Annotated in this window: 27 protein-coding genes; 14 read left to right on the top strand and 13 right to left on the bottom strand. The window is 74.3% G+C overall.

Going from position 1 to position 25,912, the window contains the following annotated elements:
• The 4 genes from AB0K37_RS08040 to AB0K37_RS08025 form a co-directional block, all read right to left on the bottom strand.
• The coding region (locus tag AB0K37_RS08040; RefSeq protein ID WP_363976566.1) for a serine/threonine-protein kinase at positions 1 to 999 on the bottom strand (999 nt) is incomplete at its 3' end.
• Between the two features lie 85 nt (positions 1,000 to 1,084).
• Positions 1,085 to 2,398, bottom strand: coding sequence for a DUF4389 domain-containing protein (locus AB0K37_RS08035; protein WP_363976563.1), 1,314 nt, complete (start codon positions 2,396 to 2,398; stop codon positions 1,085 to 1,087).
• Between the two features lie 72 nt (positions 2,399 to 2,470).
• Positions 2,471 to 3,433: a quinone oxidoreductase gene (locus AB0K37_RS08030; RefSeq protein WP_363976560.1), complete on the bottom strand. Its 963-nt coding sequence runs from the start codon at positions 3,431 to 3,433 to the stop codon at positions 2,471 to 2,473.
• A gap of 82 nt (positions 3,434 to 3,515) precedes the next feature.
• Positions 3,516 to 4,208 (bottom strand): TetR family transcriptional regulator, encoded by a 693-nt coding sequence (locus tag AB0K37_RS08025; protein ID WP_363976557.1) that lies wholly within the window; start codon positions 4,206 to 4,208, stop codon positions 3,516 to 3,518.
• A 315-nt stretch (positions 4,209 to 4,523) separates the two neighbouring features.
• Between AB0K37_RS08025 and AB0K37_RS08020 the strand changes: the two genes are divergently transcribed.
• The 3 genes from AB0K37_RS08020 (at position 4,524) to AB0K37_RS08010 (ending at position 8,547) form a co-directional block, all read left to right on the top strand.
• Positions 4,524 to 4,796: a hypothetical protein gene (locus AB0K37_RS08020; protein ID WP_363976554.1), complete on the top strand. Its 273-nt coding sequence runs from the start codon at positions 4,524 to 4,526 to the stop codon at positions 4,794 to 4,796.
• Positions 4,797 to 4,907: 111 nt separating this feature from the next.
• The gene (locus AB0K37_RS08015; protein ID WP_345175822.1) at positions 4,908 to 5,183 is read left to right on the top strand and encodes a DUF6504 family protein; all 276 of its coding nucleotides are present in this window, start codon (positions 4,908 to 4,910) and stop codon (positions 5,181 to 5,183) included.
• Between the two features lies 1 nt (position 5,184).
• The gene (locus AB0K37_RS08010; RefSeq protein ID WP_363976552.1) at positions 5,185 to 8,547 is read left to right on the top strand and encodes a DNA polymerase III subunit alpha; all 3,363 of its coding nucleotides are present in this window, start codon (positions 5,185 to 5,187) and stop codon (positions 8,545 to 8,547) included.
• A 33-nt stretch (positions 8,548 to 8,580) separates the two neighbouring features.
• On the opposite strand, the gene AB0K37_RS08005 is transcribed toward AB0K37_RS08010, so the two are convergent.
• The 4 genes from AB0K37_RS08005 to AB0K37_RS07990 all read right to left on the bottom strand — a co-directional run bounded on the left by AB0K37_RS08005 (position 8,581) and on the right by AB0K37_RS07990 (position 11,639).
• Positions 8,581 to 9,255 (bottom strand): DUF4328 domain-containing protein, encoded by a 675-nt coding sequence (locus tag AB0K37_RS08005; RefSeq protein WP_363976549.1) that lies wholly within the window; start codon positions 9,253 to 9,255, stop codon positions 8,581 to 8,583.
• A 96-nt stretch (positions 9,256 to 9,351) separates the two neighbouring features.
• Positions 9,352 to 9,699 carry a hypothetical protein gene (locus tag AB0K37_RS08000; RefSeq protein ID WP_363976546.1) on the bottom strand — a complete coding sequence of 116 codons (348 nt, stop codon included), beginning with the start codon at positions 9,697 to 9,699 and terminating at the stop codon, positions 9,352 to 9,354.
• Positions 9,700 to 9,771: 72 nt separating this feature from the next.
• Entirely contained in the window at positions 9,772 to 10,419 is a 648-nt protein-coding gene (locus AB0K37_RS07995) for a response regulator transcription factor (RefSeq protein ID WP_363976543.1), read from the bottom strand.
• Positions 10,420 to 10,445: 26 nt separating this feature from the next.
• A complete protein-coding gene (locus tag AB0K37_RS07990) occupies positions 10,446 to 11,639 on the bottom strand; it encodes a histidine kinase (RefSeq protein ID WP_363976540.1) in 1,194 nt (397 codons plus the stop codon).
• Between the two features lie 119 nt (positions 11,640 to 11,758).
• Between AB0K37_RS07990 and AB0K37_RS07985 the strand changes: the two genes are divergently transcribed.
• The 5 genes from AB0K37_RS07985 to AB0K37_RS07965 all read left to right on the top strand — a co-directional run bounded on the left by AB0K37_RS07985 (position 11,759) and on the right by AB0K37_RS07965 (position 15,956).
• On the top strand, positions 11,759 to 11,950 hold the full coding sequence (locus tag AB0K37_RS07985) for a hypothetical protein (protein ID WP_363976537.1): 192 nt from the start codon (positions 11,759 to 11,761) through the stop codon (positions 11,948 to 11,950).
• Positions 11,947 to 12,630 carry an ABC transporter ATP-binding protein gene (locus tag AB0K37_RS07980; RefSeq protein ID WP_363976534.1) on the top strand — a complete coding sequence of 228 codons (684 nt, stop codon included), beginning with the start codon at positions 11,947 to 11,949 and terminating at the stop codon, positions 12,628 to 12,630. The genes AB0K37_RS07985 and AB0K37_RS07980 overlap by 4 nt, the downstream gene beginning before the upstream one ends.
• On the top strand, positions 12,630 to 14,627 hold the full coding sequence (locus AB0K37_RS07975) for an FtsX-like permease family protein (RefSeq protein WP_363976531.1): 1,998 nt from the start codon (positions 12,630 to 12,632) through the stop codon (positions 14,625 to 14,627). The genes AB0K37_RS07980 and AB0K37_RS07975 overlap by 1 nt, the downstream gene beginning before the upstream one ends.
• 176 nt (positions 14,628 to 14,803) lie before the next feature.
• Positions 14,804 to 15,010, top strand: coding sequence for a hypothetical protein (locus AB0K37_RS07970; protein ID WP_345175807.1), 207 nt, complete (start codon positions 14,804 to 14,806; stop codon positions 15,008 to 15,010).
• Positions 15,011 to 15,155: 145 nt separating this feature from the next.
• On the top strand, positions 15,156 to 15,956 hold the full coding sequence (locus AB0K37_RS07965) for a methyltransferase domain-containing protein (RefSeq protein WP_363976528.1): 801 nt from the start codon (positions 15,156 to 15,158) through the stop codon (positions 15,954 to 15,956).
• A 19-nt stretch (positions 15,957 to 15,975) separates the two neighbouring features.
• On the opposite strand, the gene AB0K37_RS07960 is transcribed toward AB0K37_RS07965, so the two are convergent.
• The 4 genes from AB0K37_RS07960 to AB0K37_RS07945 form a co-directional block, all read right to left on the bottom strand.
• Positions 15,976 to 17,694: an acetolactate synthase large subunit gene (locus AB0K37_RS07960; RefSeq protein WP_363976525.1), complete on the bottom strand. Its 1,719-nt coding sequence runs from the start codon at positions 17,692 to 17,694 to the stop codon at positions 15,976 to 15,978.
• Between the two features lie 85 nt (positions 17,695 to 17,779).
• Positions 17,780 to 18,799, bottom strand: coding sequence for an LLM class F420-dependent oxidoreductase (locus AB0K37_RS07955; RefSeq protein ID WP_363976522.1), 1,020 nt, complete (start codon positions 18,797 to 18,799; stop codon positions 17,780 to 17,782).
• Positions 18,800 to 18,944: 145 nt separating this feature from the next.
• Complete coding sequence (locus tag AB0K37_RS07950) at positions 18,945 to 19,145, bottom strand: DUF397 domain-containing protein (protein ID WP_089309643.1); 201 nt, start codon at positions 19,143 to 19,145, stop codon at positions 18,945 to 18,947.
• Positions 19,142 to 19,987: a helix-turn-helix transcriptional regulator gene (locus AB0K37_RS07945; protein WP_363976518.1), complete on the bottom strand. Its 846-nt coding sequence runs from the start codon at positions 19,985 to 19,987 to the stop codon at positions 19,142 to 19,144. Before AB0K37_RS07945 ends, AB0K37_RS07950 begins: the two co-directional genes overlap by 4 nt.
• A 202-nt stretch (positions 19,988 to 20,189) precedes the next feature.
• On the opposite strand from AB0K37_RS07945, the gene AB0K37_RS07940 reads away from it, so the two are divergent.
• Positions 20,190 to 20,702: an ATP-binding protein gene (locus AB0K37_RS07940; RefSeq protein WP_363976515.1), complete on the top strand. Its 513-nt coding sequence runs from the start codon at positions 20,190 to 20,192 to the stop codon at positions 20,700 to 20,702.
• Here AB0K37_RS07940 and AB0K37_RS07935 read toward each other — a convergent pair.
• Positions 20,699 to 21,325 carry a helix-turn-helix domain-containing protein gene (locus tag AB0K37_RS07935; protein WP_345175792.1) on the bottom strand — a complete coding sequence of 209 codons (627 nt, stop codon included), beginning with the start codon at positions 21,323 to 21,325 and terminating at the stop codon, positions 20,699 to 20,701. The genes AB0K37_RS07940 and AB0K37_RS07935 overlap by 4 nt on opposite strands.
• Positions 21,326 to 21,457: 132 nt before the next feature.
• Here AB0K37_RS07935 and AB0K37_RS07930 point away from each other — a divergent pair, with 132 nt between their 5' ends.
• From AB0K37_RS07930 to cobT, 5 genes are read left to right on the top strand one after another with little or no spacing between them, the layout of a single operon-like run.
• Positions 21,458 to 21,937, top strand: a complete 480-nt coding sequence (locus tag AB0K37_RS07930; protein WP_363976512.1) for a hypothetical protein — start codon at positions 21,458 to 21,460, stop codon at positions 21,935 to 21,937.
• Between the two features lie 2 nt (positions 21,938 to 21,939).
• The gene (cbiE, locus tag AB0K37_RS07925) at positions 21,940 to 23,187 is read left to right on the top strand and encodes a precorrin-6y C5,15-methyltransferase (decarboxylating) subunit CbiE (RefSeq protein ID WP_363976509.1); all 1,248 of its coding nucleotides are present in this window, start codon (positions 21,940 to 21,942) and stop codon (positions 23,185 to 23,187) included.
• Positions 23,184 to 23,780 (top strand): precorrin-8X methylmutase, encoded by a 597-nt coding sequence (locus AB0K37_RS07920; protein ID WP_363976506.1) that lies wholly within the window; start codon positions 23,184 to 23,186, stop codon positions 23,778 to 23,780. Before cbiE ends, AB0K37_RS07920 begins: the two co-directional genes overlap by 4 nt.
• Positions 23,777 to 24,802, top strand: a complete 1,026-nt coding sequence (cobC, locus tag AB0K37_RS07915; RefSeq protein WP_363976503.1) for an Rv2231c family pyridoxal phosphate-dependent protein CobC — start codon at positions 23,777 to 23,779, stop codon at positions 24,800 to 24,802. The genes AB0K37_RS07920 and cobC overlap by 4 nt, the downstream gene beginning before the upstream one ends.
• Before the next feature lie 17 nt (positions 24,803 to 24,819).
• Complete coding sequence (gene cobT / locus AB0K37_RS07910) at positions 24,820 to 25,899, top strand: nicotinate-nucleotide--dimethylbenzimidazole phosphoribosyltransferase (RefSeq protein WP_363976500.1); 1,080 nt, start codon at positions 24,820 to 24,822, stop codon at positions 25,897 to 25,899.
• Positions 25,900 to 25,912: the final 13 nt, after the last annotated feature.

Raw genomic sequence — 25,912 nt, 5'->3', positions numbered from 1 at the left:
TTCTCGCTGAGCACTGTCGGGGCGGTGTGGGCGGTGCTCCAAGCCATCGTGGTCGCCGGTTTCGCAGCGCTCCAGTATGGCCGCAGCCGTGCGGGGCTGGACGGTCGGCTCGCTCGCGGGTCCGTGCCAGCTCGCCTGGACGGTTTCGGCGAGCCTCGCCGGGTCGGCCTGGCCGTTGCCGACGAGCCGTCCGAGCAGGTCCTGGACGGTCGGCCGCCGGCGCGGGTCCTTGTCGAGCGCGGCGGCGACGACGTCGCGCAGGCCGGGGTCGAGCCCGTCGAGCTTCGGCTCCTCGTGGACGACGCGGTAGAAGATCTCCGGAACGGTGCTGCCCGCGAACGGGGGGCGCCCGGTCCCGGCGTAGGCGACGACGCAGCCCCACGAGAACACGTCGGAGGCGGGCGAGACCTGCTCGCCGCGCAGCAGCTCGGGCGGCAGGTAGTTCGGGGTTCCGACGAACTGGCCGGTGCGGGTGGGGCCGTCGGCGGCGTCGAGGGCGCGGGCGATGCCGAAGTCGATGACGCGGGGGCCGGTGGAGGACAGCAGGACGTTGGCGGGTTTGAGGTCGCGATGCACGATCCCGGCGCCGTGGATGGCGGCCAGCGCGGTGGCGACGCCGACCGCGAGGCCCTCCAGGTCGGAGCCGGGCAGCGGGCCGCGCTCGGCGACGGCGCTCTCCAGGCTCGGGCCCTCGATGTACTCGGTGACGACGTACAGGGGGTCGGTGTCCAGCTCGGCGTCCATCACGGGCGCGGTGCAGAAGCGGCGGACCTGCCGCGCGGCGGTGACCTCGCGGCGGAACCGCTCCCGGAACGTGCCCTCCCCGGCGAGCTCCCGGTTGATCATTTTTACGGCGACGCGGCGGCCGGTGCGGTCCTCGCCGAGGTAGACCGTCCCCATGCCGCCCCGGCCGAGCCGCCCGACCAGCGTGTAGGGGCCGAGCTCAGCGGGGTCGCCGGGGCGCAGGGTCTCCCCGTTCTCTCCTGCGTGCGTGGTCATCGTGATCCTGAGGGGGATTCGGGAGTCTTTGTCGTAGAACCCTAGCGGTCCACGGTTATTCGGACGCGCGGAGTCGACAGCGCGTTCAGTTCGTGCGGCGGGCGCGGGGAAGGGTGCGGAACGGCGGAAGCTTCTCGCCGGTGAGCCCGAACGCGTACGCCACGACCCGGCTGGACCAGCGCTGGCAGCCGACGGCCAGCGCGTACAGGGCGCGGGGGTACCGGCCGGTGAACGGGATGACCAGCCAGCTGAGCGGCAGGACGACCACCAGGACCGCGTACATGATCAGCATCACGACCAGGTGCGGGACCACCAGCAGGCCCCTGAGCAGGGTGAGCCAGCGCCGCGGGCCGCGCCAGGCGGCCGGGAACGGCAGGTCGACGAGGACCGTCTCCTCGTCCGGGCCGGGCTCGCGCGCCGCCGCGGCCGCCGGGGCGGAGGCCTCCGGCGCGGGCCTCGGAGCCGGGACCTCGACGGCCGCCGGGCGCGCGCCGTCCGGCTCGGCGGCGGGCTCCGCGTCCGGATCCGGCCCCCGCCACGACGCCGAGATCGTCTCCACGGCCTGCGTGAGGTCGGCCTTCTCTTGCCCGACGAGCAGGGTCAGCAGCCGCCGCGCCGTCGGACGGTCGCGCGGGTCCTTGCCGAGCGCGGCGGCGACGACCTCGCGCAGCCGCGGGTCGAGGCCGGTGAGGTCGGGCTCCTCGTGCTCGATGCGGCGGAACGTCTCCGCGACGGTGCCGCTCTGGAACGGGGGGCGCCCCGTCCCGGCGTAGGCGACGACGCAGCCCCACGCGAACACGTCCGACGCCTGCTCGACCGGCTCTCCCCGCAGCACCTCGGGCGCGATGTAGGACGGCGTCCCGACGAACTGGCCGGTGCGGGTGGGGCCGTCGGCGGCGTCGAGGGCGCGGGCGATGCCGAAGTCGATGACGCGGGGGCCGGTGGACGACAGCAGGACGTTGGCGGGTTTGAGGTCGCGGTGCACGATCCCGGCGCCGTGGATGGCGGCGAGCGCGGTGGCGACGCCGACCGCGAGGCCCTCCAGGTCGGAGCCGGGCAGGGGCCCCTTGTCCGTGACGGCCTTCTCCAGGCTCGGCCCGTCGATGTACTCGGTGACGATGTACGGCGGGTCCTGGTCGAGCTCGGCGTCGATCACGGGCGCGGTGCAGAACCGGTGGACGCGCCGCGCCGCGGTCACCTCGCGGCGGAACCGGGCGAGGAACGCCGGCTCCCCGGCCAGCTCCCGGTTGACGACCTTCACCGCGACCCGCCGGCCGTCGGGCTCGGCGGCCAGGTAGACCGTCCCCATGCCGCCGCGGCCGAGCCGCCCGAGCAGGCGGTACGGGCCGAGGACACGGGGTTCGTCGTGCTCCAGCGGTCCGGCGGCGTACGTCGTCATGGCGGGCGGCGCTCCTTGAGAGATCGTTCGTCCGGGGCCAGCCTAGGGGAGGCCGCGGCGCCGGGCGGGACGTCAGGGGATCAGCAGGAGCTTGCCGGTGCTGCGCCTCGCCTCCAGGTCGGCGTGCGCCGCGGAGGCCTCGGCGAGGTCGTGGCGGCGGCCGACGTGGACCTTCACGGCCCCGGACTCCACCCACCCGTAGACGTCTGCGGCGCGCTCCAGCAGCTCCTCGCGCTCCTCGACGTAGTGGGCGAGGGACGGCCGGGTCAGGAACACCGATCCGGCCCGGTTGAGGCGCTGCGGGTCGAACGGCGGGACCGGGCCGCCCGCCGCGCCGTACAGGGCCAGGGTGCCGCGCCGCCGGAGGCTCTCCAGGCTCCCGTCGAACGTGGGCGCCCCGACGCCGTCGTACACGACGGCGACGCCCTCGCCGCCGGTGAGCTCCCGCACCCGCTCGGGGAACCCGTCGTAGCCCATCGTGGCGTCCGCGCCCGCGTCCTTCGCCAGCTTCTCCTTCTCCGGGGTGGACGCCGTCGCGATCACCCGGGCGCCGAGGGAGACGGCCGCCTGCGTGAGCAGCAGGCCCATCCCGCCCGCCGCCGCGTGCACGAGGACGGTGTCGCCCTCCCGGACCGGATACGTCGACCTCGTCAGGTAGTGCGCGGTCATGCCTTGCAGCAGCGACGCGGCCGCGTCCTCCAGGCTCACCCCGCCGGGGACGGGGACGACCTTGTCCGCGGGGACCACGGCCTTCTCCGCGTAGCCGCCCTGCACGTTCGCCCACGCGACGCGGTCGCCCACCGAGAACTCGCGGACGCCCTCGCCGACCGCCGCGACCGTCCCGGCCGCCTCGACGCCCGGCGTGTAGGGGGTCTCCTGCGGGTAGGCGCCCGTCCGGTAGTACACGTCGATGAAGTTGACCCCGGCCGCCGCGACGTCGATCAGCACCTCGCCCGGTCCGGGCTCCGGGTCGGGGCGCTCGGACGCCTCCAGGACCTCGGGGCCGCCGGTGCGGGTGATGACGATCGCGCGCATGTCGTTCTCCTGACGGGTCGGTTCGCGGGACGCTCCCGGAGAACCCCGGCGCCCCCGCGGGCTATTCCGCCGGCGGGGGCGTTCACACCCAGTCGCGCATGGTCCGGCTGACGAGCGTCACGGCCTCCTCCACGCGGGCCGCGACCGTCCCGGCGTCCCAGATGTCGTGGCGGGCGCAGTCCTCGAAGGCGACCTTGGTCGCGGCCAGGTAGAACGACACGACGATCCGCGGCCGCAGGTCCTGCTCCATGTCGACGCCCTCGCGGCGCGCGATCTCGGTGGCGAGCGCCTCCGCCGACGCGGAGTAGCGCGCCATCTGCGCCGCCATCAGCGACGGCGTCGCCTCGATGACCTGCCGGACGCGACGGAACCGGGCGCCGTCGGCCGGGTCGCTCTCGGCGATCGTCCGCAGGACGACGCGCAGCGACTCGAACAGCGCGGTGAACGGCCGCTCCTCGGGCGGGCGGGCAGCGAGGGCCTCCTCCAGCACCTGGTCGTGCTCGGTGAGGAAGCTCGTGACCACGTCCTCCTTGGTGCCGAAGTAGCGGAAGAAGGTGCGCTGCGACACCTCCACCGCCGCCACGATCTCGTCGATGGTGGTCGCCTCGTACCCCTGGGCGAGGAACAGGTCCAGAGCCGCGTCGATGAGCGCGAGGCGGGTCCGCTGCTTCTTGCGCTCGCGCAGCCCGGCCAGAGCGCGGCCCTGCTCCGGACCGTGCCCCTGGGCACGGTGGTGTGTGTGGCCTGACGGGTCGCCGGCGGGGACGGCGCTCATCGGCTCGCTCCTTCTTCTTTGGCTGACGCGGGCGGCGCCCGCCTCACAGAGGCTTTTATCACGGACGGAGCCTCCGTATGCGGGCCAGGTTCCGGGGACCGGAAACCACCTGCGCGGTGATTGGCCCGTATCCGGACGGCGCGTTACACCGCTTCTGCGGACCATCCCCTAGCGGGCGGGGTACACCCGTCCCCACTCTTGGGATTCTCCCCGCACGGCGGCCGGATCGGAGTCATGCTGAGGAGCGGTCACCAACCGTCGCCGGAAGGTAGCTCAAGGTCATGCCGGCGGCTCGGACCAGCTGAGGCGGCTGATGTGTCTGTAGTCGGTGGGCGGGAGATCGCCGAGACGCGCCGGCGTCACCTCGCGGCGCTCGCGCGCGAGGTCGAGGCCCGGGGCCTGTCCTGGCGGTTCGCCGGGCCCGGGGAGTCCCTGCTGGCCGTCTATGCGCCGGGCGCGGGACGCCACGTGATCGTCCTCGCCACGCCGTGCGGCGACGGCTGGTACTACCTGTGGCCCGCCGGCGGCATGGCCGACGCGGCCCGGCCCGGCGAGGTCGCCGACCATGTCCGCGCCCTTCTCGGCTGACCCCGCCTTGCTCCCCGGGGCCGGGGTTCCCTAGACTCCGTTCCGAACGTTTGTTCGAGAACGAGGTCCGCATGCTCCTTCCCCCGTGCGGCGAGCGCGAGGGGGAGGCAGATGACGCGCGTGTTCGGCGATCCGGTGGACGTCTGGGTGAGCGACGGCCGTCCGGTCCGGTTCGTCTGGCGTGGCCGGCTCTACACCGTCCGGCGGGTGCTGGAGCACTGGGTCACCACCCGCGACTGGTGGCGGGAGCGGCATCCGGACGGCGAGGCCGCCGGCGAGCGGGAGTTCTGGCGGATCGAGGCGACCCCGGACCGGGAGATCGGCGTCTACGAGCTGCGTTATGACGTGGCCGCCGACAGTTGGCTGCTATCCCGGGTATGGGACTGACGTGCATATTCATGTCGCTTCGTCCTATTCGCTCCGGTTCGGCGTCGCGCCGCCCGAGGCGCTGGCGGAGCGCGCGGCGGTCCTCGGCATGGAGACGCTGGCGCTGACCGACCGCGACGGCCTGTACGGCGCCGTCCGGCACGTCCGGGCATGCGCGGACGCGGGGATCGGCGCCGTCGTCGGCGCCGACCTCAGGGTCGCCTCCACCGGGGAGGAGCGCGTGGTCGTCCTCGCCGAGGGGCGCGCCGGATGGCGGTCGCTGTGCCGGCTGGTGACGGCGGCGCACGCGGCGGGCGAGCGCGGCCGCCCGCTGGTGACCAGGGAGATGGTCGCCGCGCACGCCGAGGGCCTCATCGTCCTGCTCGGCCCGGCCTCGGACGTCGGCCGGGCCCTCACCGGGCGGCGCCCGGACGTGGCGGCGGCCCGGCTCGCGGCGTGGCGCGCCGCCGCCGAGACCATGATCGAGATTGTCGACCACCGCGACAGGGGCGACGGGCCCCGGGCGGCGCGGATGCTCGCGCTCGCCCGCGAGGCCGGGGCGCCCGCCGTGCTGGGCAACGCCGTCCGCTACCTGGACCCGTCCGACCACCCGGTCGCGCAGGTCCTGGACGTGACGCGCCGCCTGGTCCCGCTCGACCGGCGGCACCTGGACGACCGCACCGGCCAGGCGTACCTGAAGTCGATCCCCGAGATGCGCCGGGTCGCGGAGCGGAGCTGCGGCCCGGACGAGGCCGGCGCGCTGCTCGCGGCCACCCGGCGGCTGTCGGAGCGCTGCGTCCTCGATCCCGGCCGCGACCTCGGCACGGACGAGGTCCACCTGCCGGCCGTCGAGGGCGACCCGCACGCCCGGCTCGCCGCCCGGTGCGCGGAGGGGATGGCGCGGCGCGGGCTCGCCGGGTCGGGGGAGGCCGCGGCCCGGCTCGACCACGAGCTCGGGGTGATCGGGCGCAAGGGCCTGGCGCCGTACTTCCTCACCGTCGCCGACGCCGCCGCGCTGATCAGGGCGCGCGGCATCCGCTGCGCGATCCGCGGCTCGGGCGCGGGCAGCCTGGTCAACTACCTGATCGGCATCGGCGACCTGGACCCGCTGCGGCACGACCTGGTGATGGAGCGGTTCCTCGCCGACAGCCGCGAGGGCCTGCCCGACATCGACCTGGACGTGGAGTCGGCCCGCCGGCTGGAGGCCTACCAGGCGCTGTTCGACCGGTTCGGCGCGGACGCCACGGCGTGCGTGTCGATGATGGAGACCTACCGGGCGCGCAGCGCGCTGCGCGACGTCGGCAACGCCGTCGGGCTCCCGCCGCACGAGATCGACGCGATCGCCAAGGCGTTCCCGCGGATCCGGGCGAACCAGATCCGGGCGGCCCTGGACGACCTGCCGGAGCTCCGGCAGAGCAACCTGGCGTCGGAACGCCTGGAGGTGCTGTTCCGGATCGCCGAGCGCCTGGACGGGCTGCCCCGCCACATCGCCATGCACCCGTGCGGCGTCCTGCTGTCGAACCCGGGCCTGCGGGACCGGGTCCCCGTCGAGCGCGCCGCCGTGGGGTTCCCGATGAGCCAGTTCGACAAGGACGACGTCGAGGCGATGGGGCTGCTCAAGCTCGACGTGATCGGCGTCCGGATGCAGTCGGCGATGGCGCACGCGGTGGCGGAGGTCGCCCGGGTGACGGGGGAGGCGGTCGCGCTGGAGGACGTCCCGCGCGACGACCCCGAGACGTACGCGCTGGTGCGCACGTCCCGGACGCTCGGCTGCTTCCAGATCGAGTCGCCCGGCCAGCGGGAGCTGATCGGCCGGCTCCAGCCCCGCGACCTGGACGACCTGGTCATCGACATCTCGCTGTTCCGCCCCGGGCCGGTCAACTCCGACATGGTGACGCCGTTCCTGGAGGCCCGCGCCGGGAACCGGGAGCCCGACTACCCGCATCCCGACCTCGAACCCGCGCTGCGGGAGAGCCTCGGCGTGGTCGTCTTCCACGAGCAGGTGCTGCGCGTCATCGACGTGATGACCGGCTGCGGCCTGTCCAAGGCGGAGGCGGCGCGGCGGAGCCTGAACCACGAGCGGGGCCAGGCCGTGGTCGGCGCCTGGTTCCACGAGCGGGCCCTGGCGCGCGGGTACGACGGGGCGACGGTCGAGCGCGTGTGGCGGATGCTGACCGCGTTCGGCGCGTTCGGCTTCTGCAAGGCCCACGCCGCGTCGTTCGCGCTGCCCACCTACCAGTCGGCCTGGCTGAAGCGGCACCACACGGCCGCCTTCTACGCCGGCGTCCTCACCCACGACCCCGGCATGTACCCCAAGCGGGTCATCCTCGATGACGCCCGGCACTTCGGCGTCCCGATCCTCCCCCTGGACGTCAACCGCTCGGAGGCCGACTGGCGCGCCGAACCCGTCCCGGCGGGCGGCCCGCCCGGGATCCGGGTGGCGCTGAGCGAGGTCAGGGGCATCTCCGACGCCGAGATCGGGAGGATCGCCGAGGCCCGGCCGTACCGGTCGCTGACCGACTTCTGGCGCCGCGCCCGGGTGTCGCGCCCGATCGCCGAGCGGCTGGTCCTGGCGGGCGCGTTCGACGCCCTCCACGAGGGCGTCCCGCGCCGCGACCTGCTGTGCCGCGTCGGCGCCCTCGACCGGGTCACCGCCCTTCCCGCGCGGGTCCCGGAGGGCCAGCTCCCCCTCGGCCGCGAGGACGGCGACGAGATTCCGGCGGCCGCGGAGACGGGCCTGGCGGAGGAGATCCCGGCGGGCGGGCTGCCGCCGATGACGCCCGCCGAGGTGGTCGAGGCGGAGCTGGACATCCTCGGCATGGACGTGAGCCGGCACGTCATGACCTTCTACGCCGGGCTGCTGGCCGGGCTCGGCGTCGTCCGCGCCGCCGACCTGCCGGGACGCCCGGACGGGAGCGAGGTCCTCGTCGCCGGGGTCAAGGTCGCGACGCAGACCCCGGCGGTCAGGTCGGGGCAGCGCGTCATCTTCGCCACGCTGGACGACGCGTCCGGCCCGGTCGACCTCACGTTCTTCGAGTCGGTGCAGGACAGGTGCGCCGCCACCGTGTTCGGCTCCTGGCTGCTCGTCGCCCGGGGGAGGCTCCGCCGCGCCGGGGAGCGCGCCGTCTCGATCACCGCGAACGCCTGCTGGGACCTGAACGCCCTGCACGAGGAGTGGCGCCGCGGCGGCCCGGACGCCGTCCGCGCGGCCATGGCGGGCCCGCCCGGCCGGAGCCGCCCCGTGGGCCGCCGCGTCGTCCAGCCCACGGGGTTCGCGATGTCGCCGTACTCCGACATCGGGCACGCGGGCCCGGCCGTCAAGCGCCCGCCGAGGACCCCCCTGTGGCACACCAGCCAGGGAAGCTCCGGGCCCCCTCCCGCCTGACCCGCGCCGTCCGGTCCGTCCGGTCCGCGCGGGTCACCGGGTGATCTGGATCCGGGTGATCTGGAAGACGGTCGCCATGCACAGGGCGGCCGCGAGGGCCTGGAAGGCGGCCGCGGCGACGCCGACGTGCACGTCGAGGCGGGCGTCGGCGAGCGTCTCGACGCTGCCGTGCGTGAACACGCGCCCGAGGACCAGGCCGAGCAGGGCGCAGGCCCACCAGCCCCCGACGACGAGGCCGGCGGCCTGCCGCTCGGCCGTCCGGTACCGGCCGCTGTTCACCCACACCTCATAGACCATCCGGGGCGGCAGCCACAGGTTGACGACCGGGAGGAACCAGCCGAGCAGCACCCAGGCGCGGTGGTGGCGGTGCGGCCCGGGGGACTGGTGGAACGCCCGCCACAGCCAGGTCAGGTACAGCAGGCCGGTGACCCCGGCCATGATCGCGCCGATCGTGAACACGTCCCCGTAGGGGGCGAGGGCCTTGCCGGTGGCGGCGGCGTCATAGCTGTCGTGGGTCGCTCCGTGCAGCGGCTGCGCCAGCCTGAGCAGGCTGATCCCCGAGCCGAGGGCCACGAACGCGTTGAAGCCGAGCAGCATGAACACCGCCACGCCGACGGCCCGGAAGTCGCGGCGCCGCGCCCACGCGCCGCAGGCCGGGCACCGGTCGACCTCGGTCGGGATGATGTCGCCGCACAGCGCACACGGCATGATCCACCTCCCCTGGGCCTTTGCTGTTGGCTGTTTTGGATACTACGTACGTTTGACCGGCGCGGCCCAACGGGAGTTCGGGCCCTTACAAGATCGTCACATGGGGAGCACGAGCCGGGTGACCGCGCACGTCGCGGCCGCGGCGACGGCCGCCCAGGCGGTGAGGCGCCCGAGGCCACCTGTGGACAGCAGCCGCTCGGGACGGAACCGGGTCACCGCCAGCAGCGCCCACCACTCGGCGGCCAGCGCGATGCTCGCGTACAGCGACCCGAGACCGATCAGCGAGAAGAGCAGTACGGTTCCCGCCGGGGTCACGGTGTGCGCGAACAGGGCGGGCCCCCTCGACGGTCCGTGCATGCCGCGCCGCAGGGCCAGCAGGACGGCGCCCCAGCCCGCGGCGCACAGCACCCACACGACCAGGACGGTCACGGGCAGTCCGTTCATCGACTCCGGTGCCAGTGCCGAGCCTCCCCCGTCTTCCGCGCTTTCCCCGTCTGCGTTCCCCTGCCGGGCCCGTCAGGTCATCAGGCCCGACTCCCAGGCCCACGCCGCCGTCGCGACCCGGTTCCGCGTCTCCAGCTTGCGGTTGACGCTGCCGAGGTGCGTCTTGACCGTGGAGAGCGACACGTACAGCTCCGCGGCGATCTCCTCGTTCGTCCGGCCGCGCGCCACGAGCCTGACCACGTCCAGCTCCCGCTCGGTGAGCGGCTCGCGCGGCTGGACGGGGCGCGCGGGCCGCCGGGCCAGGTGCTCCAGCAGCCGGACGGTGATGGACGGCGACACCAGCGACCCGCCGTTCGCCGCCGCGCGGACGGCCTCCACCAGCAGCGCGGGCCCGCTGTCCTTCAGCAGGAATCCGACCGCGCCGCCGCGCAGCGCCCCGTAGACGTACTCGTCCATGTCGAACGTCGTGACGATCACGATGCGGGGAGGGTCGGGGACGCCCGGGCCGGCGAGGGCGCGGGTCGCCTCCAGCCCGTCCATCCGCGGCATCCGGATGTCGAACAGGCACACCTCGGGGCGCAGGCGGCGGGCCAGCGCGACGGCCTCGGCGCCGTCGGCGGCCTCCCCGACCACCTCCATGTCGGGCTGCGAGTCGACGATCATCCGGAACCCGGTCCGGACCATCTCCTGGTCGTCGGCGATCAGTACGCGGATGGTCACCTTGCCGATTGTGTCAGCATCCCCGGTTATCCGTCCGATACGGGGAGGCGTGCGACGACCTCCCACCCGCCCTCGGGGCGCGGGCCCGCGTGCAGCCGCCCGCCGAGCGCGCCGACCCGCTCGCCCAGCCCGGTGAGCCCGAACCCGCCGGACGGCAGCCGCCTGCCGCCGCGCCCCCGCCCGTCGTCGCGCACGGCGACCTCGACGTCGGCTCCGACCCGCGCCAGCGTGACCCGCACGGAAGCGGCGTCGGCGGCGTGCTTGCGGACGTTGGTCAGCGCCTCCTGAACGACGCGGTGCGCCGACGCCGCGACCTCCGGTGGCAGCGTGCCGAGGCCGGGCTCCAGCGTGAGCGCGGCGGGCGGGTGGGCGAACCCCTCGACGAGATCCCTGAGCCGTTCGAGGTCGCCGACGGGACGGGTGCTGGAGCCGCCGTCCGGGAGGGCGTCCCCGTCGGGGGCGTTGACGTTCTGGGCGTCGCGCAGCAGCCCGACCATGCGCCGCATCGAGGTGAGCGCCTCGGTGCCGGCCTTCTCGATCTCGCCGAGCATCCGGTCGAGCTGCTCCTGCGTCTGCGCGGTGCCCGACCGGGCCGTGAACCGCGCCGCCTGCGCCTGGACGACGATGCCGGTCACGTGGTGGGCGACGAAGTCGTGCAGGTCGCGGGCCAACTCCAGCCGCTCGTCCCGGCGCGCCGAGGCCAGCGACCTGGCCCGCCGCGCGTCCAGCGCCCGCAGGTAGAGGCCGACACCGAGCGCGACCGCCACGGTGATGCCGAGCGGCGCGGTGAACAGGGCCGCCGCGATCGGCGACCAGCGCAGCGGGGTCGCCAGGACCGCCGCGCCGAGCAGCACCGCGATCGGGACGAGCCGGTCGCGGCGGGCCTTCCACACCACCCGCGCGATGACGATCAGCAGGCCGCCGATCTCCGCGAACAGGCTCGGGGCGCCGGCCTCGGGCCGGACCACCGCGCCGAGGCAGAGGGTGCTGAGGGCCGACAGCGCCCCCGCCCCGGTCGCCCACACCAGGAAGCCGCGCCCGGAGACCGCCGCGACGTTGGCCACCAGCGCGACGAACACCATCCACAGGGCGGAGTGGTCCCCGATGCCGGCGGCCGTGCACCCCAGCAGGTACAGGGACGCGAACCCGGCGTACGCCGCGCGCACCAGGCAGCCGCCCACCGAATGGATGCGGTCCAGCCGTGCCCCGACGTCGCTCACATTCAGGCAGCGTACGACCCGGTGAGGACTCCCGGATCGGCCGTTCGGCCGATCCGGTGCCTCCGGTACCGGCTTCGCGTCCGATGCGGCCGGGCGGCGCCGCGGCGCAGGCTGGGGCCATGTACCTGATCTACGTTCCCCTCGCCGCCGTGTTCGCCGCGTTCGTGGTCTACGGCGGCGTCGTGATGCCCGCCATGGAGATCGCCGAGTCCGTCCGCGACCGCCGCCGCACCCGTCCGCCGGACAACGTCCTGGATCTGCGTCCGGCCGGCGGGCCGGGCGCGGCGGGAGAGCGGGAGGAGGCGGCGTGAACGAGCCCGTCCTGTCCGGCCGCGGGCTGGTGAAGCGGTTCGGGACGGCCGTCGCGCTGGACGGCGTCGACCTGGCCGTGGCCCGCGCCGAGGCCGTCGCGATCATGGGTCCGTCCGGGTCGGGCAAGTCGACGCTGCTGCACTGCCTCGCCGGGATCCTGAAGCCGGACGCGGGGGAGGCGCACCTGTTCGGCCGGCGGATCGACACGCTCGGCGAGCGTCCCCGCAGCGCGCTGCGCCGGAGCCGGTTCGGCTTCGTGTTCCAGTTCGGGCAGCTGCTCCCCGAGCTGCCCGCGGTGGAGAACGTCGCGCTGCCGCTGATGCTGAACGGGACGCCGAGGCGGGAGGCGGTGCGGGCGGCGCGGGACTGGTTCCGGCCGCTCGGGCTGGACGGGCTGGAGCACCGGCGCCCGGGCGAGCTGTCGGGCGGCCAGGCGCAGCGCGTCGCGATCGCCCGCGCGCTCGCGCCCCTCCCGGCCGTCGTGTTCGCCGACGAGCCGACGGGCGCGCTCGACCAGGCGACCGGCCACGAGACCATGCGGCTGCTCGTGGACGCCACCAAGCACAACGGCGCGTCCCTGGTCGTCGTCACCCACGACCCTTCGGTGGCGGCCTGGTGCGACCGCGTCGTGGAGGTCCGCGACGGCCGCGTCCGGCCGCCCCTGGAGAGGACGGCCTGATGCGCACGGCAGTGGAACTCTCCTGGCGCCTGCTGCGGGGCGGCGGCCGGAACGACATGCTGGGGTCGCTCCTGACCCTCGCCGCCGTGGCCGTCTCGACCGGGCTCCTGCTGTTCGCGGTGGGCGCCGACCACGCGTTCCTCCAGCGCGCGCACGCCGACGCCTGGCGGCATCCGGGGAAGCCGGCCGCGAACCCCTCCATGATCGAGGCGCTGTCGACCGACTACGTCCGGGGCAAGCCGATCACGGTCGTCGACCTGGCCGCGCTGAAGGGCGACGCCCCCGTCCCGCCCGGAATGCCCCGGTTCCCGAAGCCGGGTGAGGTGTGGACGTCGCCCGCCCTGGCCCGCCTGATGCGGGACCTGCCCGCCGACCGGCTCGCCCGGCGGTTCCCGTCCCGGGCGGGAACCCTCGGACGCGGCGCGCTCGTCCACCCCGGAGAGCTCGTCGCGGTGGTCGGGCGCGCCCCGGACGATCCCGCCATGACCGCCGGCCGGGACGCCGTCGAGCATCTCGGGACGACCGGCGGCCCGTCGCGCATCTACCGGTTCGCGACCGGCGCGTCCTGGTCTGCGGGCGTCTACCTGCTGCTGGCGGGCCTGGCGTCGGTGCTGATGGTCGTTCCGCTGCTGGTGTTCGGCGGCGCCGCGGCCCGGCTCACCGTGGCCCGCCGCGACGGCAGGCTCGCGGCGCTGCGGCTGGTCGGCGCCACGCCCGGCCAGGTCGTCGCGATCACCGCGACCGAGGCCGTGCTGACGGCCGCCGCGGGCGCGGCGGCCGGGCTCGTGCTCTACGCGGCGGCGGTCCCGCCGCTCACCCGGGTCACGATCGCGGGCGGCGGCTGGTTCGCCGGCGACCTGTGGCCGGGCCCGCCCGTCCTCGCGGGCCTGCTCGCGGCGGTGCCCGTGCTCGTCGGCGCCAGCGCCGTCGCCGGCCTGCGCCGCGTCGTCGTCAGCCCCCTCGGCGTCGCGCGCCGGGAGACCCCGCCCGGCATGCGGGCCGTCCGGATCGCCGCGCTGCTCGCCGTCGTGACCGCCTTCGGGGCGGTGGGCGGCGGCCTGATCGACATGGGCCGGGCGGGGATGATCGTCCTGATGGTCTTCCTCGTCCTGGCCTTCCTCGCGATCAACTTCGCGGGCCCGTGGGTGGTGGCGATCATCGGCCGCGTGGCGGTCGGCACGGCGCGCGGCCCGGCCCGGCTGCTGGCCGGGCGCCGCCTCGTGGACGACCCGCGCTCGGCCTGGCGGACGGTCGCCGGCGTCGCGCTGACCGGCTTCGTCGCCGGGTTCCTCGCCCTGCTGAACGCGCACCCGTCCGCCGGTGAGCCGCGGGACGAGCTGAGACTGGCCGTCCCGTACGAGCGGTCCGCCGCCGTCGCCGAGCAGGCAGAGGGCAGGCTCGCCGGTCTCGACGCGGGAGTGTCGGTGCGCCGGATCGAGACCGGGGACCTCCCGTCGGCCCCCGGCGCCCCCGCCACCGCGACCGGCGTCGTGACGGTCACCGTCCGCGGCGGGCCCGCCGCCGTCGACCGGGCCCGCACGGCGCTGACCGGGCTCGTCCCGGGCAAGGCCGCCACAACGCCGGCCGACGACGAGGTGACCGGCGACTTCCTGGTGGCCGACCTGCGCACCGGCGCGATGGTCGTCCTCGCCGTCTCGTTCCTGGTGGGGATCACCAGCGCGGGCATCACCGGGGCGTCCGCCGTCCTGGACCGCAGGCGGACGTACGCGATGCTGCGCCTGGCGGGCACGCCCCTGTCCGTCCTGGACCGGGCGCGCCGCCAGGAGACGCTGATCCCTCTCGCCGTCATGGGCGGCGGCTCGCTGCTGACCGGCCTCCTCTTCGGGCTGCCGTTCGCCCAGGGGGTCGGGCTCTCCGGCCTGGCCGGGCTCGCGGGGTTCGTCGTCCTCGGCTTCGGCGGCGTCCTCGGCGCGAGCGCGCTGAGCCGTCCGCTGTTGCGCTCCGTGACCGCAGGCCCCGCCCCGCGCCCCGACTAGATCGAATAAGGGTTCGAGAATGTCAGACCCTCCGCGTAGCGTTGACCTTGTGATTTGGGAGACACCGGGAACAGATGTCGAACCAGATCGCTTTCAACGACGTACCTAGGGGTATGTGACGGACGGTGGCGCTCGCACAGGCGCGGACCCACCGGGCGAAGGAAGGGGCGTTGGCAGTGAGCGCAGCGACCGGCACGTTCCATCTCACCCAGCCGCGGCTGGACGGGCCCGCCGAGCGGACCGTCGTCGAGCCGTGGCTCACCGAGCTCTCCCATGCGACGCTGAACGGCTACGCCGAGACCGCGCCCCCGCTCGCGGCGGTCGAGGCCCTGCCGATGCGTCCGCAGCCCCTCCCCGTCCGCCGCGTCGCCGTGGCGGCCTGACGCACACCCACCCGGGAAAGGGATCGGGGCCGATGCCCCGATCCCTTTTCTCATGTCGCGTGGTCTCATATATTGATACACATTTCTCAAAATCTGAGAAGCGGTCGTACGGTGGGGGGACGCCGGACACAGAGAGGTGATCCCTATGACCGCGAAGGCGACCTACACCCACGGCCACCACGAGAGCGTCCTCAGCGCGCACCAGTGGCGCACGGTCGAGAACTCCGCCGCCCATCTGATCGAGCACCTGCGTCCGGGCCTGTCGGTGCTGGACGTCGGGTGCGGGCCGGGCACCATCACCGCCGGGATCGCCGAACGCGTCGCGCCGGGCCGCGTGGTCGCCGCCGACTCGGCCGAGGCCGTCCTGGACGAGGCCCGCAGGAACACCGCCTCGCTGGACAACGTCGAGTTCGCGGTGGCCGACGTCCACGCCCTGGAGCATCCCGACGGCACGTTCGACGTCGTCCACGCGCACCAGGTCCTGCAGCACGTCGGCGATCCCGTCCAGGCGCTGCGGGAAATGCGCCGCGTGGCGAGGCCCGGGGGGATCGTCGCCGTGCGCGAGGCCGACTTCGGCACCATGGCCTGGTACCCGGACCCGCCGGGCATGGACGCCTGGCTGCCGATCTACTACAAGGTCGCGCGCGGCAACGGCGGCGAGCCCGACGCCGGCCGCCGCCTCGTCTCCTGGGCGCGCGCCGCCGGGTTCACCGACGTCACCGCGTCCGCGTCGGCCTGGTGCTACGCCACCCCGCAGGAGCGCGAGTGGTGGAGCGAGTCCTGGGGCGGCCGCCTGATCAGGTCATCGGTCGCCGACCACGCCGTCGCCGGAGGCCACGCCACCCGCGCCGAGCTCCAGCGCGTCTACGAGGGCTGGAAGGCGTGGGCGGCGGCCGAGGACGGCTGGTACTCCGTCACCCACGGCGAGATCATCTGCCGCGTCTGACCGGCCGCGCCGTGCGGCGTCAGAACGGGTCGGTGAGGTCGCCGAGCTTGTCGGTCAGCCGCAGGTTGTGGGAGTAGTCGACCGGGACGGCGACGACGGAGACGGCGTCCTCGGCCAGGGCCTTGCGCAGAGTGGGCAGCAGCTCGGCGGCCGACTCGACGCGGTAGCCGCGGGCGCCGAAGCTCTCGGCGTACCGGACGAAGTCGGGGTTGCCGAACCGGATGTTCGAGCTGCGCCCGAGCTCGAGGTCCATCTTCCACTCGATCAGCCCGTAGGCGGAGTCGTCCCAGATCAGCACGGTGATGGGGATGTTCTCGCGGACGGCCGTCTCCAGCTCCTGGGAGTTCATCAGGAACGCGCCGTCCCCCGTCGCGGCCAGGACCTTGCGGTTCGGGTGCGCGAGCTTGGCGGCGATCGCGCCGGGGACGGAGAAGCCCATCGAGGACAGGCCGTTGGAGACCAGCAGCGTGTTCGGCTCGTAGGTCGGATACATGCGCGCCATCCACATCTTCACCGCGCCGGTGTCGGCCAGGACGATGTCGCCGCGGCCCATCGCGGCGCGGACGTCGGCGACGATGCGGCGGGGGGAGAGCGGGTAGCCGTCCTCGGTCGCGCCCTCGGCCAGCTCCTCCTGGAGCATCCGGCGGATCTTCTGGCCGGTCGAGCGGAGCTCGTCCGTTGGCTGGTGGTGGGCGGGGGCTGGAGGACGGTCTGTCCCGTTCACGTCGAAGCGGCGGTGGACCGAGTCGGCGAGGGCGCGCAGCGACCGGGACACGTCCCCCTGGATGCCGACCTCGACCGGGTAGTGGTCGTCCACCTCGGCGGGCGACTGGTGGATGTGGATGATCTTCTTGTCCGCGTTCGGGTTGATCTTGACGGGGTCGAACTCCTGGAGCTCGTAGCCGACGGCGATCAGCACGTCCGCCTCGTCGAAGCCGAAGTTGACGTGGTCGTGGCGCATGAAGCCGACCGCGCCGAGGGCGTTGCGGTGGTCGTCGGGGAAGACGCCCTTGCCGTTGAAGGTGGTGGCGACCGGCAGGCCGAGGCGCTCGGAGAAGTACACCAGGGCGTCGCTCGCGCGGGCCCGGGTGGCGCCGTGGCCCGCCAGGACGATCGGCTGCCGGGCGAGCGCGATCACGTCGGCGGCGCGGGCGATCTGGGACGCGGACGGCTCCTGCGGGCGCACGACGTTCACCGGCAGGGGCCCGAGGTCGGCGGACACCTCGGCCGACTCGACGTCCTCCGGGATCGCCAGGTAGACGGCGCCGGGACGCTCGGTCTGCGCCGTCTTGAACGCCTTGCGCACCATCTCGGGCAGCGCCTCCGCCCGCGGGGCCAGCTCCGACCACTTGGTGATCGGGCGGAACAGGGACACCAGGTCGACGATCTGGTGCGACTCCTTGTAGATCCGGTCCAGGCCGACCTGGGCGGAGATCGCGACGACGGGCGTGCTGTTGGTGGTGGCGTCCGCGACCCCGAGCTGGAGGTTGATCGCGCCGGGGCCGAGCGTGGCGGAGGCCACGCCCGCCTTCCCGGTGAGCCGGCCGTAGATCTCCGCCATGAACGCGGCGCCCTGCTCGTGCCGGACGAGGACGTAGCGGATGGGCGAGTCGTTCAGCGCGTCGACGAAATGGATGTTCTCCTCACCCGGGATGCCGAAGACGTACTCGACGCCCTCCGCCTCAAGGGTCCTGACGAGAAGCCGGGCGGCGTCCTGCGTGGACATCGTGCGTCCCATCTCCAGTCTGCGTGTCTCCTGGGTGCCTACCGTGCAGCACCCGGGGCCCTGCCTCCATTCCGCGCGATCATGTGTCGTCGGTCTCTCAGGAGTCGGCCATCTCCTTGATGGCGCGCAGCGTCGGCTCGTCCCTCACCCCGGCGATCAGCAGGGTGGTGACCGGGCTGTCGCGCCACAGCCGCAGCCTCTCCTTGATCCGTCCGAGCGGGCCGAGGAGCGAGATCGCGTCGGCCAGCGCGTCCGGGACGGCCTTGATCGCCTCGTCCCGGCGGCCGCTCAGGAACAGCTCCTGGACGCGTCCCGCCTCCTCCGCGTAGCCGAGCCGGCCGATCAGGTCGAGGTGGAAGTTGCGGTCCTTGGCGCCCATCCCGCCGATGTAGAAGGCGAGGGGGATCTTGGCGAACTCCAGCGCGGACGCCAGATCGTCGGTGACGATCGTGGTGACGGTCGCGGCGATCTCGAAGCCGTCCGGGCGCCCGGCCAGCGACCCGCCGAAGACGGGCTCGATCTGCTCGGGGTCGACGAAAAGCGGCAGCCAGCCCTGTGCGACCTCGGCCGACAGCGCGACGTTCTTCGGGCCCTCCGCGCCGAGGTAGACGGGGATCTCCGGGCGCACGGGGTGGGCGATCGACTTCAGCGGCTTGCCGAGGCCCGACCCGCCGGGGTACGGCAGCGGATAGTGCGGGCCCTCGCTGGTCACCGGCTCCTCGCGGCGCCACACCTGCCGGACGATGTCGAGGTACTCGCGGGTGCGGGCGAGCGGCTTCGGGAACGGCTGCCCGTACCAGCCCTCCACGACCTGCGGGCCGGACGCGCCGAGCCCGAGGATCACGCGGCCGCCCGACAGCGCGTCCAGGGTGAGCGCGTGCATCGCGGTGGCGGCCGGGGTCCGCGCCGACATCTGGACGACGGCCGTGCCCAGCTTGATCCGGGACGTGCGGGCGCCGTACCAGGCCAGCGTGGTGAACGCGTCCGAGCCGTACGCCTCGGCGGTGAACACCGAGTCGTAGCCGCAGCGCTCGGCGGCCAGGACCGTCTCGGTCTGGTCGTCGGGGTCGCGCTGCCAGTAGCCGACGTTGATGCCGAGCTTGAGTTCCGCGGTCACGTTGCACCCTCCGGTAGTCGACGCACCGGCGATACTAGAACACGTTCTAGTTTCTCGGAAGGGGTGGCCGGGGCCGGCGCGCGGGGCCGGGAAGATACGGCGACGGGGCCGCGGCGAACCTCGCCGCGGCCCCGTCGACCGGTCGCTAGCTCTCCTTGATCCCGTCCAGCAGGCCCCGCCAGGCGGCCGGTGTCAGCACCAGGGCCGGCCCGGAGGGGTCTTTCGAGTCGCGCACCGCGCGCAGGTCGCTGGACAGGGCCGCCATCTCGACGCACTGGTCTCCGCTTCCGCTGCGGGACGACTTGCGCCAGACGGCCAGGGTGAGTTCGCGCTGGAGGTGGGTCACAGGCTGCTCCTTGCTGCCTTGGCTATGAGGTGCGCGGACTCCTCGGGGGACAGGGCTCGCTTCGCGATGCGTTCGAAGCGATCCCTATGTTTTGCTATTTCCTCGGCGCTCTCAAGGTAAACGTCGCCCATAGTGCCCTCGACGTAGGCGATATCGGGGTCTGCGGGGTCCGGATACGACAATATGGTGAAACGTCCGTCCAAGCCCGCATGCGCCGCTGCTGTGTAGGGGAGTACCTGGATGGTCACGGATGGGCGGATCTCCGCGGCGGTGGCGAGGACGTTCAGCTGGGCCCGCATCACCTCCTCGCCGCCGATCGGGCGGTGCAGCACCGCCTCGTCGAAGATCACCTCCAGGCGCGGCGCGTCGGCGCGGTCCAGCAGCGCCTGGCGGATCTTGCGGGCGGCGATGCGGCGCTCGATCTCCTCCTCCGAGGGCAGCAGCCGGCCCGCGGTGATCACCGCGCGGGAGTAGTCCTCGGTCTGCAGCAGGCCGTGGACGAGCTGCGGGTCCCAGGTGCGGATGTGCGAGGCCTCGTCCTCCAGTGCGACATAGCTGCCCGCGAAGACGTCCTGGTAGGCGGTCCACCAGCCGCGCTGACCGGCCTGCCGGGCCAGGGTGATGAGCGCGTCGCGGTCCGGGCTCGGCACGCCGTACAGGTCGAGGATGTCGGCGATGTCGCCGGGTTTGGGGCGGGTCTGGCTGGTTTCCAGGCGGGAGACGGTGGCTCTCGACCAGTCGAGCCGGTCCGCCACTTCCTGCAGTGTCAGGCCCTGCTCCTCGCGCAGCTTGCGGAGCTCCCTGGCGAGACGTCGGCCACGGACGGTGGGGCGGTAGGTCATGGGAGTGGAGTCTTTATCACTCCCGGCGCCCGTCACAACGCGATTGACGAACCCGGCAGGAAGGTCAGAGCAATTCCATGAAGGGTGTTGCGTTTGTGAGAATCTCAGGAGACTCTTGGATCCGTGATCGGTCGTCAACCGAGAGTGACGACCGGTCGCCCCGCCCGCCCTTCGCATTCGCACCAGTACCGCGGGAGGAACCGTGAAGACCACGCCAGCCGATCTGACGGCGGAGACCATGGCCGACGCCATGGCGGGCCGCGACCCGGCCCGGCGCGACGGCGTGCCCGGCTGGGTGTGGGCCCTGCCGGGCGGCCCCGGAGGCGCCGGGTACGCCCGCCGCGTCCTGCGCGACGCCCTCGCCTCCCTCGGCGTCCCGCCGGACGGGGCGGCCGACGCCCGGCTCATGGTGAGCGAGCTGGCCACCAACGCCCACCAGCACGCCGGCGAGCACGGCCCGCACGAGCTGTGGCTCTACATGGGCGACGGGACGGCGGGCGAACTGCGGTGCGCCGTCTTCGACACCTACGGCGACGTCGGCCTGCCCGGGTACTCCTGGACGTCCGGCGACTGCGGGCGCGGGCTCAGCATCGTCCACGAGCTGTCCTGCGGACGCTGGGGCCTGCGGCGGACCCTCTCCCGCCTCGGGCCGCCCGTCCGCGGCAAGGCCGTCTGGTTCGCCGTCCCGGGGACCGTCGAGACGCCTCGCGGCTAGCCCGCGCCGGCCCGCGGCCGGTCCTCCCGGGGCTTCTCCAGGGCGGGACCGATGTCGCTGACCAGCGCGAGCAGCGAGCGGGTGAGCAGCGTGCGCACCTGGTCGCGGTCGAGGGTCTTCTCCTGGAGCCACTGGCGCGTCGCCGCGTCCGCGAGCCCGGAGTAGGCCCGCAGCACGGCCCGCAGCGTCTCGGTCGGCTCGGCCACCCGCAGCACGGCCAGCATGTGCTCGACCGTCTCGTCCCGGAACCGGTTGACGATGCGCAGGAGTTCGGGGTCCTGCCCGAACCCCTCGGCGTCGAGCGCGGCGAACCACGTGGTCGCGTTGCGCTCGGCGGTGTCGAGGAACAGGTTGACGAGCAGGTCGACCGCCTCGGGCAGCGCCAGCCGCTCGTCCGGCGGCGGGGCCTGCATCGCGGCCGAGGCCGTCAGCCCCTGGACGACCTTGAGGAACAGCTCCCGCTTCGTCCCGAAGTAGTAGTGGATCAGGCCGCGCTGCACGCCGGTCTCCCGCGCGATCGCGGCCGTGGACACCTCGGCGTACGGCAGCTCGGTGAACATCCGGCGCGCGACGTCCAGGATCTGGGCGCGCCGCTCGTCCGGGGACAGGCGCTGGTAGCTCACCGCGACAGCCTATTCTGTGGGCGGCCGGCGCCGTGCGGCCGCGGCCGATCCGCCGCTCGTCGGCGTGCCGTGGCGCCGCGCCGACGGCGCCTCCGGGAGGCTCGTCGCCGACGACCAGGAGGGACGGCACAGGTGACCGCTGCGGAGAAGACGCTCGTGATGTACGGGGACGGCGCGCGGGAGGCCGCGCGCCGGATGCTGCCGAACCTGCCGGACGGGTGCTTCGGCCCGATCGCGGCCGACCGGCTGCGGGAGGCGGTCAAGGACGGGCTCGCACAGGTCGTCCTGGTCGCCCGCATGGAGGACCAGGCCGCCTTCCTCGGCGGCGCCGCGGGCCTGCTGGAATCGATCACGCTGGACATGGACTGCGGTCCCGCCCTGGCCGGCCGGGTGGCGCAGGCCCCGGCCGTCCAGGACGTCTACGGGCTGTGGGACGCCGCGGGCAGGCTCGGCCCCTGCGGGCGCGAGCTGTGCCGTAGGACGGCCGGGGGGCTCGAACGCCTCGCCGCCGAGGCGTCGGGGTCCGCGGCCAGTCCGGTCGCGGCGCAGGTGGTGCTCCTGGACGCGACGGGGGAGCGCATGGTCGGCATGTACGGGCGGATGGCCCGATAGCGATGCTGACGGTCGTCGGCCGCGACGGGTCGCCCCTCTCGGAGGAGGCCAAGGCGGCTCTGGAAGGTGCCACGCTGGTCATAGGAGCCCCAGGTCACCTGGACGGGCTGCCCACGGCGACGGACACGCGTACGGTCGCCACCACGGAGTTCGCCGAGGCGCTGGAGGGCGTCGATGTCTCCAAGGAGGACGTCGTCCTCGTCGTGAACGGCGACCCCGGCTACTTCGGAGTCGTCCGCGAACTGCTCGAACAGGGCCACGCGCCAGAGACGTTCCCCGCGACGACCCTGGTAGCGCGTGCCTTCTCCCAAGCAGGACTGCCCTGGGACGACGCTCTGGTCGTCTCCGCCAAGGACGGGCATCTGAGACAGGCCGTCAACGCATGCCGCGCCCACCCGAAAGTGGCCGTCCTGACGGAGCCGGGCGCGGGACCGTCCGAACTGGCGCGGGCGCTGTTCCCCGTCACGCCGCGCTCGTTCGTGGTCTGCGAGGACCTGGGCGGACCCAAGGAGCGGATCGTCTACGTCCGTCCGGCGGAGGCGACCACTCGCCCGTGGAACGACCCCGAGGTCGTGCTCGTCCTGGACAACCGCCACGCGCTGGGAGAAGCGAGCTGGGTCTCCGGGCCCGTGCCCGCCCCCGCCGGATGGGCGCTCCCGGCAGAGGCCTTCGGCGACGGGCCCGGCCCGCGCCCCGACGTGCGCGCCTTCGTCCTGGCCAAGCTCGGCCCGAGGGTCGGCGACATGGTGTGGGACGTGGAGTCCGGCGACGGCTCGGTCGGCATCGAGTGCGCCCGCTTCGGCGCCGCCGTCGTCGCCGTCGACCGCGACCATTCCGCCTGCGCCCGGGTGCGGGAGAACGTCCGCCTGCACGGGGTCAAGGTCGCGATGGCGTCCGGCGATGTCCGGTCCAGCGCCGAGCACCTTCCGCGGCCCGACGCCGTCTTCCTCGGACGCGGCGGGCCGGAGGCCGTGCGGGTCTGCGCGGAGCTCCGCCCGTCCCGGATCGTCGTCCTCGCCACGGCCGGCGAGGCTCAGGCCATACTGGACGAACTGGGCGGGCAGGGCTTCGCCGCCGACGCCGTCCGGCTCCAGGCCGCCCCGCTGACCCCGCGGGGCGAGGCCCCGGAGCCAGTGATCGTCGTCTGGGGCGAGCGCGACGCCCGCACCCCCGGGGAGCGGCCGTCCCGGACGGGCCGCCCCATCGAGACCATCCCCGCGTTGCCCGGAGTTGTGGAGGAGCGCAGTTGACCGTCCGCCGGCCCCACCCGATCGAGGTGCGCTCGTATGAGGTCCTCCGGTCCCGCGTCGACCTGTCCCCGATGCCGCCGCTGTGGCGGGCGGTGGCCGAGCGGGTGATCCACGCCACCGCCGACCTGGAGTACGCGGTGGACCTGGTGACCACCGAGGAGTCCCTCGCCCAGGGCTGGGCCGCGCTGCGCGCCGGGGCTCCGATCGTCACCGACGAGGGCATGGCCGCCGCCGGGATCAGCGCCCGCGAGGCGGTCTGCCACGCCGCCGACCCGGCCGCCGCGCGGATGGCGCGCGCCGCCGGCATCACCCGGTCGGCCGCGGCCGTCCGGCTGTCGTACTCGGAGGTGGGGCCGGGCGCGGTCTGGGTGGTCGGCTCCGCCCCCGAGGCGATCTTCGAGATCGTCGCCCGCCGGGTGAGCCCCGCCCTGGTGATCGGGGTGCCGGCGGGCTTCGTCGGCGCCTGCGAGGCCAAGGAGGCCCTGCGCGCGAGCGGGCTGCCGCAGCTCAGCAACGTCTCGGAGAAGGGCGGGTCGGCGGTCGCGGCCGCCGCCGCCAACGCGCTGCTCTACCACGAGGCGGAGCGGCCGTGACCGGGCCCGCCGAGATCGACCTCCGCCACCACGGCGACACCGAGGTCGGCGACGGCCTCGCCGACTTCGCCGTGAACGTCCGCACCGGCACGCCCCCCGCGTGGCTCGCCGAGCGGATCCGCGCGTCCGTCGACGGCCTCGCCGCCTACCCCGACCCCCGCCCGGCCCGCAAGGCGGTAGCCGCGCGGCACGGGAGGTCCGTCGAGGAGGTGCTCCTCACCGCGGGGGCCGCGGAGGCGTTCGTGCTGCTCGCCCGGGTGCTGACCCCGCGCCGGGCCGTGGTGGTGCACCCCCAGTTCACCGAGCCGGAGGCGGCGCTGCGGGCCGCCGGGCACGAGGTGGAGCGGGTGATCCTGGAGAAGGACTTCACCCTCGGCCCGCGGGCGGTCCCGGACGGCGCCGACCTCGTCGTGATCGGCAATCCGACCAACCCGACCTCGGTCCTGCACCCGGCCGCCGCGCTCGCCGCCCTGGCCGCGCCCGGACGGACGGTCGTGGTCGACGAGGCGTTCATGGACTGCGTCCCGGGGGAACCGGAGAGCCTCGCCGCCCGGCTGCCCCCGGGAGTGGTGGTGATCCGCTCCCTGACCAAGACGTGGGGGCTCGCGGGGCTGCGCGCCGGGTACGTCCTGGCCGATCCCCACCTGATCGGACGGCTGGCGGAGGCGCAGCCGCTGTGGGCGGTGTCCACGCCCGCGCTCGCCGCCGTCGAGGCGTGCTCCACCCCCGAGGCCGTCGCCGAGGGCGAGGCGTGGGCCGTCGAGCTCGCCGCCGAACGCGACCGGCTGGCCGGGGAGCTGTCGGCACGGGGCCTGTACGTCGTGCCGGAGGCGCGCGCGTCGTTCGTGTGCGTCCGCCTGCCGGACGCCCTGGGCATCAGGGCCCTGCTCAGGCAGCGCGGCTACGCCGTCAGGCGCGGAGACACCTTCCCGGGGCTCGGCCCAGACTGGCTGCGGATCGCCGTGCGCGACCGTCCGTCCAACGACCGGCTCCTGGACGTGCTCGGCGAGCTGGGCATCTGACCCCCCGAAAGGACACCATGAACCTGATCGAGGAGACCGTCGCCTCCATCGCCCCCCTGGACGGGACGGCCATGCGGGACGCCCGCGACCTGCAGGCCCGGCTCACCAAGCCGCCCGGCTCCCTCGGCGTCCTGGAAGAGGTGTCGATCCGCCTCGCCGGGCTCGCCGGGCAGTGCCCGCCGCCTCTGCCCGAGCCCGCCGCCGTCGCCGTGTTCGCCGCCGACCACGGTGTCCACGCCCAGGGCGTCACCCCGTGGCCGCAGGAGGTCACGGCGCAGATGGTGGCCAACTTCCTGGCGGGCGGCGCCGTCGTCAACGCGTTCGCCGCCCAGGTCGGCGCCGCCGTCACGGTGGTCGACATCGGCGTCGCCGCCGAGCTGGAGGAGGCCCCAGGCCTGCTCCGCCGCAAGATCGCTCCGGGCACCGCCGATATGACGGCCGGGCCCGCGATGACCGCCGAGCAGGCCCGGCGCGCCGTCGAGACGGGCATCGAGATCGCCCGCGACCTCCACGGGCAGGGCGCCCGGTGCCTGCTCACCGGGGACATGGGGATCGCCAACACCACCGCGTCCGCCGCGCTGATCGCCGCGTTCACCGGCCTGCCCCCCGAGCGGGTCACCGGCAGGGGGACCGGCATCGACGACGCCACCCACGCTCACAAGGTCGAGGTGGTGCGCGCCGCCCTGGACCGGCACGCCCTGCCGGAAGGGCACGGCAGGGCGCCGATGGAGGTCCTCGCTGCGGTCGGCGGGCTGGAGCACGCCGCGATCGCCGGGTTCGTCCTCGGCGCGGCCGCCCTGCGCGTCCCCGTCGTGCTCGACGGCGTGATCGCCGGAGCGGCCGCACTGGCCGCCGCCGCGCTGTGCCCGGACGCCCTCGGCGCGTGCGTCGCCGGGCACCGCTCCGCCGAGCCCGGCCACGGCGCCGCCGTCGAGACCCTCGGCCTGCGGCCGCTGGTCGACCTGGAGCTGCGGCTCGGCGAGGGGACCGGCGCCCTCCTGGCGTTGCCACTGGTCCAGGGCGCGGCGCGGGTCCTGCGCGAGGTCGCCACGTTCGACTCCGCCGGAGTGAGCGAGAAGGACGCCGGGCGGCCGTAACGGCGCGATCACG

This window comes from Actinomadura sp. NPDC049753 (assembly GCF_040674655.1).
GTDB lineage: Bacteria > Actinomycetota > Actinomycetes > Streptosporangiales > Streptosporangiaceae > Spirillospora > Spirillospora verrucosospora.
Note: the sequence above shows the minus strand (reverse complement) of the source record. Positions and strands in the feature narration are given on the sequence as shown.

Bases quoted from the DNA above. Each gene is read 5' to 3' on its own strand.
- AB0K37_RS08025 (WP_363976557.1), bottom strand. From the start codon at position 4,208: ATGAGCGCCGTCCCCGCCGGCGACCCGTCAGGCCACACACACCACCGT.
- AB0K37_RS08000 (WP_363976546.1), bottom strand. From the start codon at position 9,699: ATGAACGGACTGCCCGTGACCGTCCTGGTCGTGTGGGTGCTGTGCGCC.
- cobT (WP_363976500.1), top strand. From the start codon at position 24,820: ATGAACCTGATCGAGGAGACCGTCGCCTCCATCGCCCCCCTGGACGGG.
- AB0K37_RS08035 (WP_363976563.1), bottom strand. From the start codon at position 2,398: ATGACGACGTACGCCGCCGGACCGCTGGAGCACGACGAACCCCGTGTC.
- AB0K37_RS08015 (WP_345175822.1), top strand. From the start codon at position 4,908: ATGACGCGCGTGTTCGGCGATCCGGTGGACGTCTGGGTGAGCGACGGC.
- AB0K37_RS07975 (WP_363976531.1), top strand. From the start codon at position 12,630: ATGCGCACGGCAGTGGAACTCTCCTGGCGCCTGCTGCGGGGCGGCGGC.
- AB0K37_RS08005 (WP_363976549.1), bottom strand. From the start codon at position 9,255: ATGCCGTGTGCGCTGTGCGGCGACATCATCCCGACCGAGGTCGACCGG.
- AB0K37_RS07945 (WP_363976518.1), bottom strand. From the start codon at position 19,987: ATGACCTACCGCCCCACCGTCCGTGGCCGACGTCTCGCCAGGGAGCTC.
- AB0K37_RS07960 (WP_363976525.1), bottom strand. From the start codon at position 17,694: ATGGGACGCACGATGTCCACGCAGGACGCCGCCCGGCTTCTCGTCAGG.
- AB0K37_RS07985 (WP_363976537.1), top strand. From the start codon at position 11,759: ATGTACCTGATCTACGTTCCCCTCGCCGCCGTGTTCGCCGCGTTCGTG.
- cbiE (WP_363976509.1), top strand. From the start codon at position 21,940: ATGCTGACGGTCGTCGGCCGCGACGGGTCGCCCCTCTCGGAGGAGGCC.
- AB0K37_RS07965 (WP_363976528.1), top strand. From the start codon at position 15,156: ATGACCGCGAAGGCGACCTACACCCACGGCCACCACGAGAGCGTCCTC.
- AB0K37_RS08030 (WP_363976560.1), bottom strand. From the start codon at position 3,433: ATGCGCGCGATCGTCATCACCCGCACCGGCGGCCCCGAGGTCCTGGAG.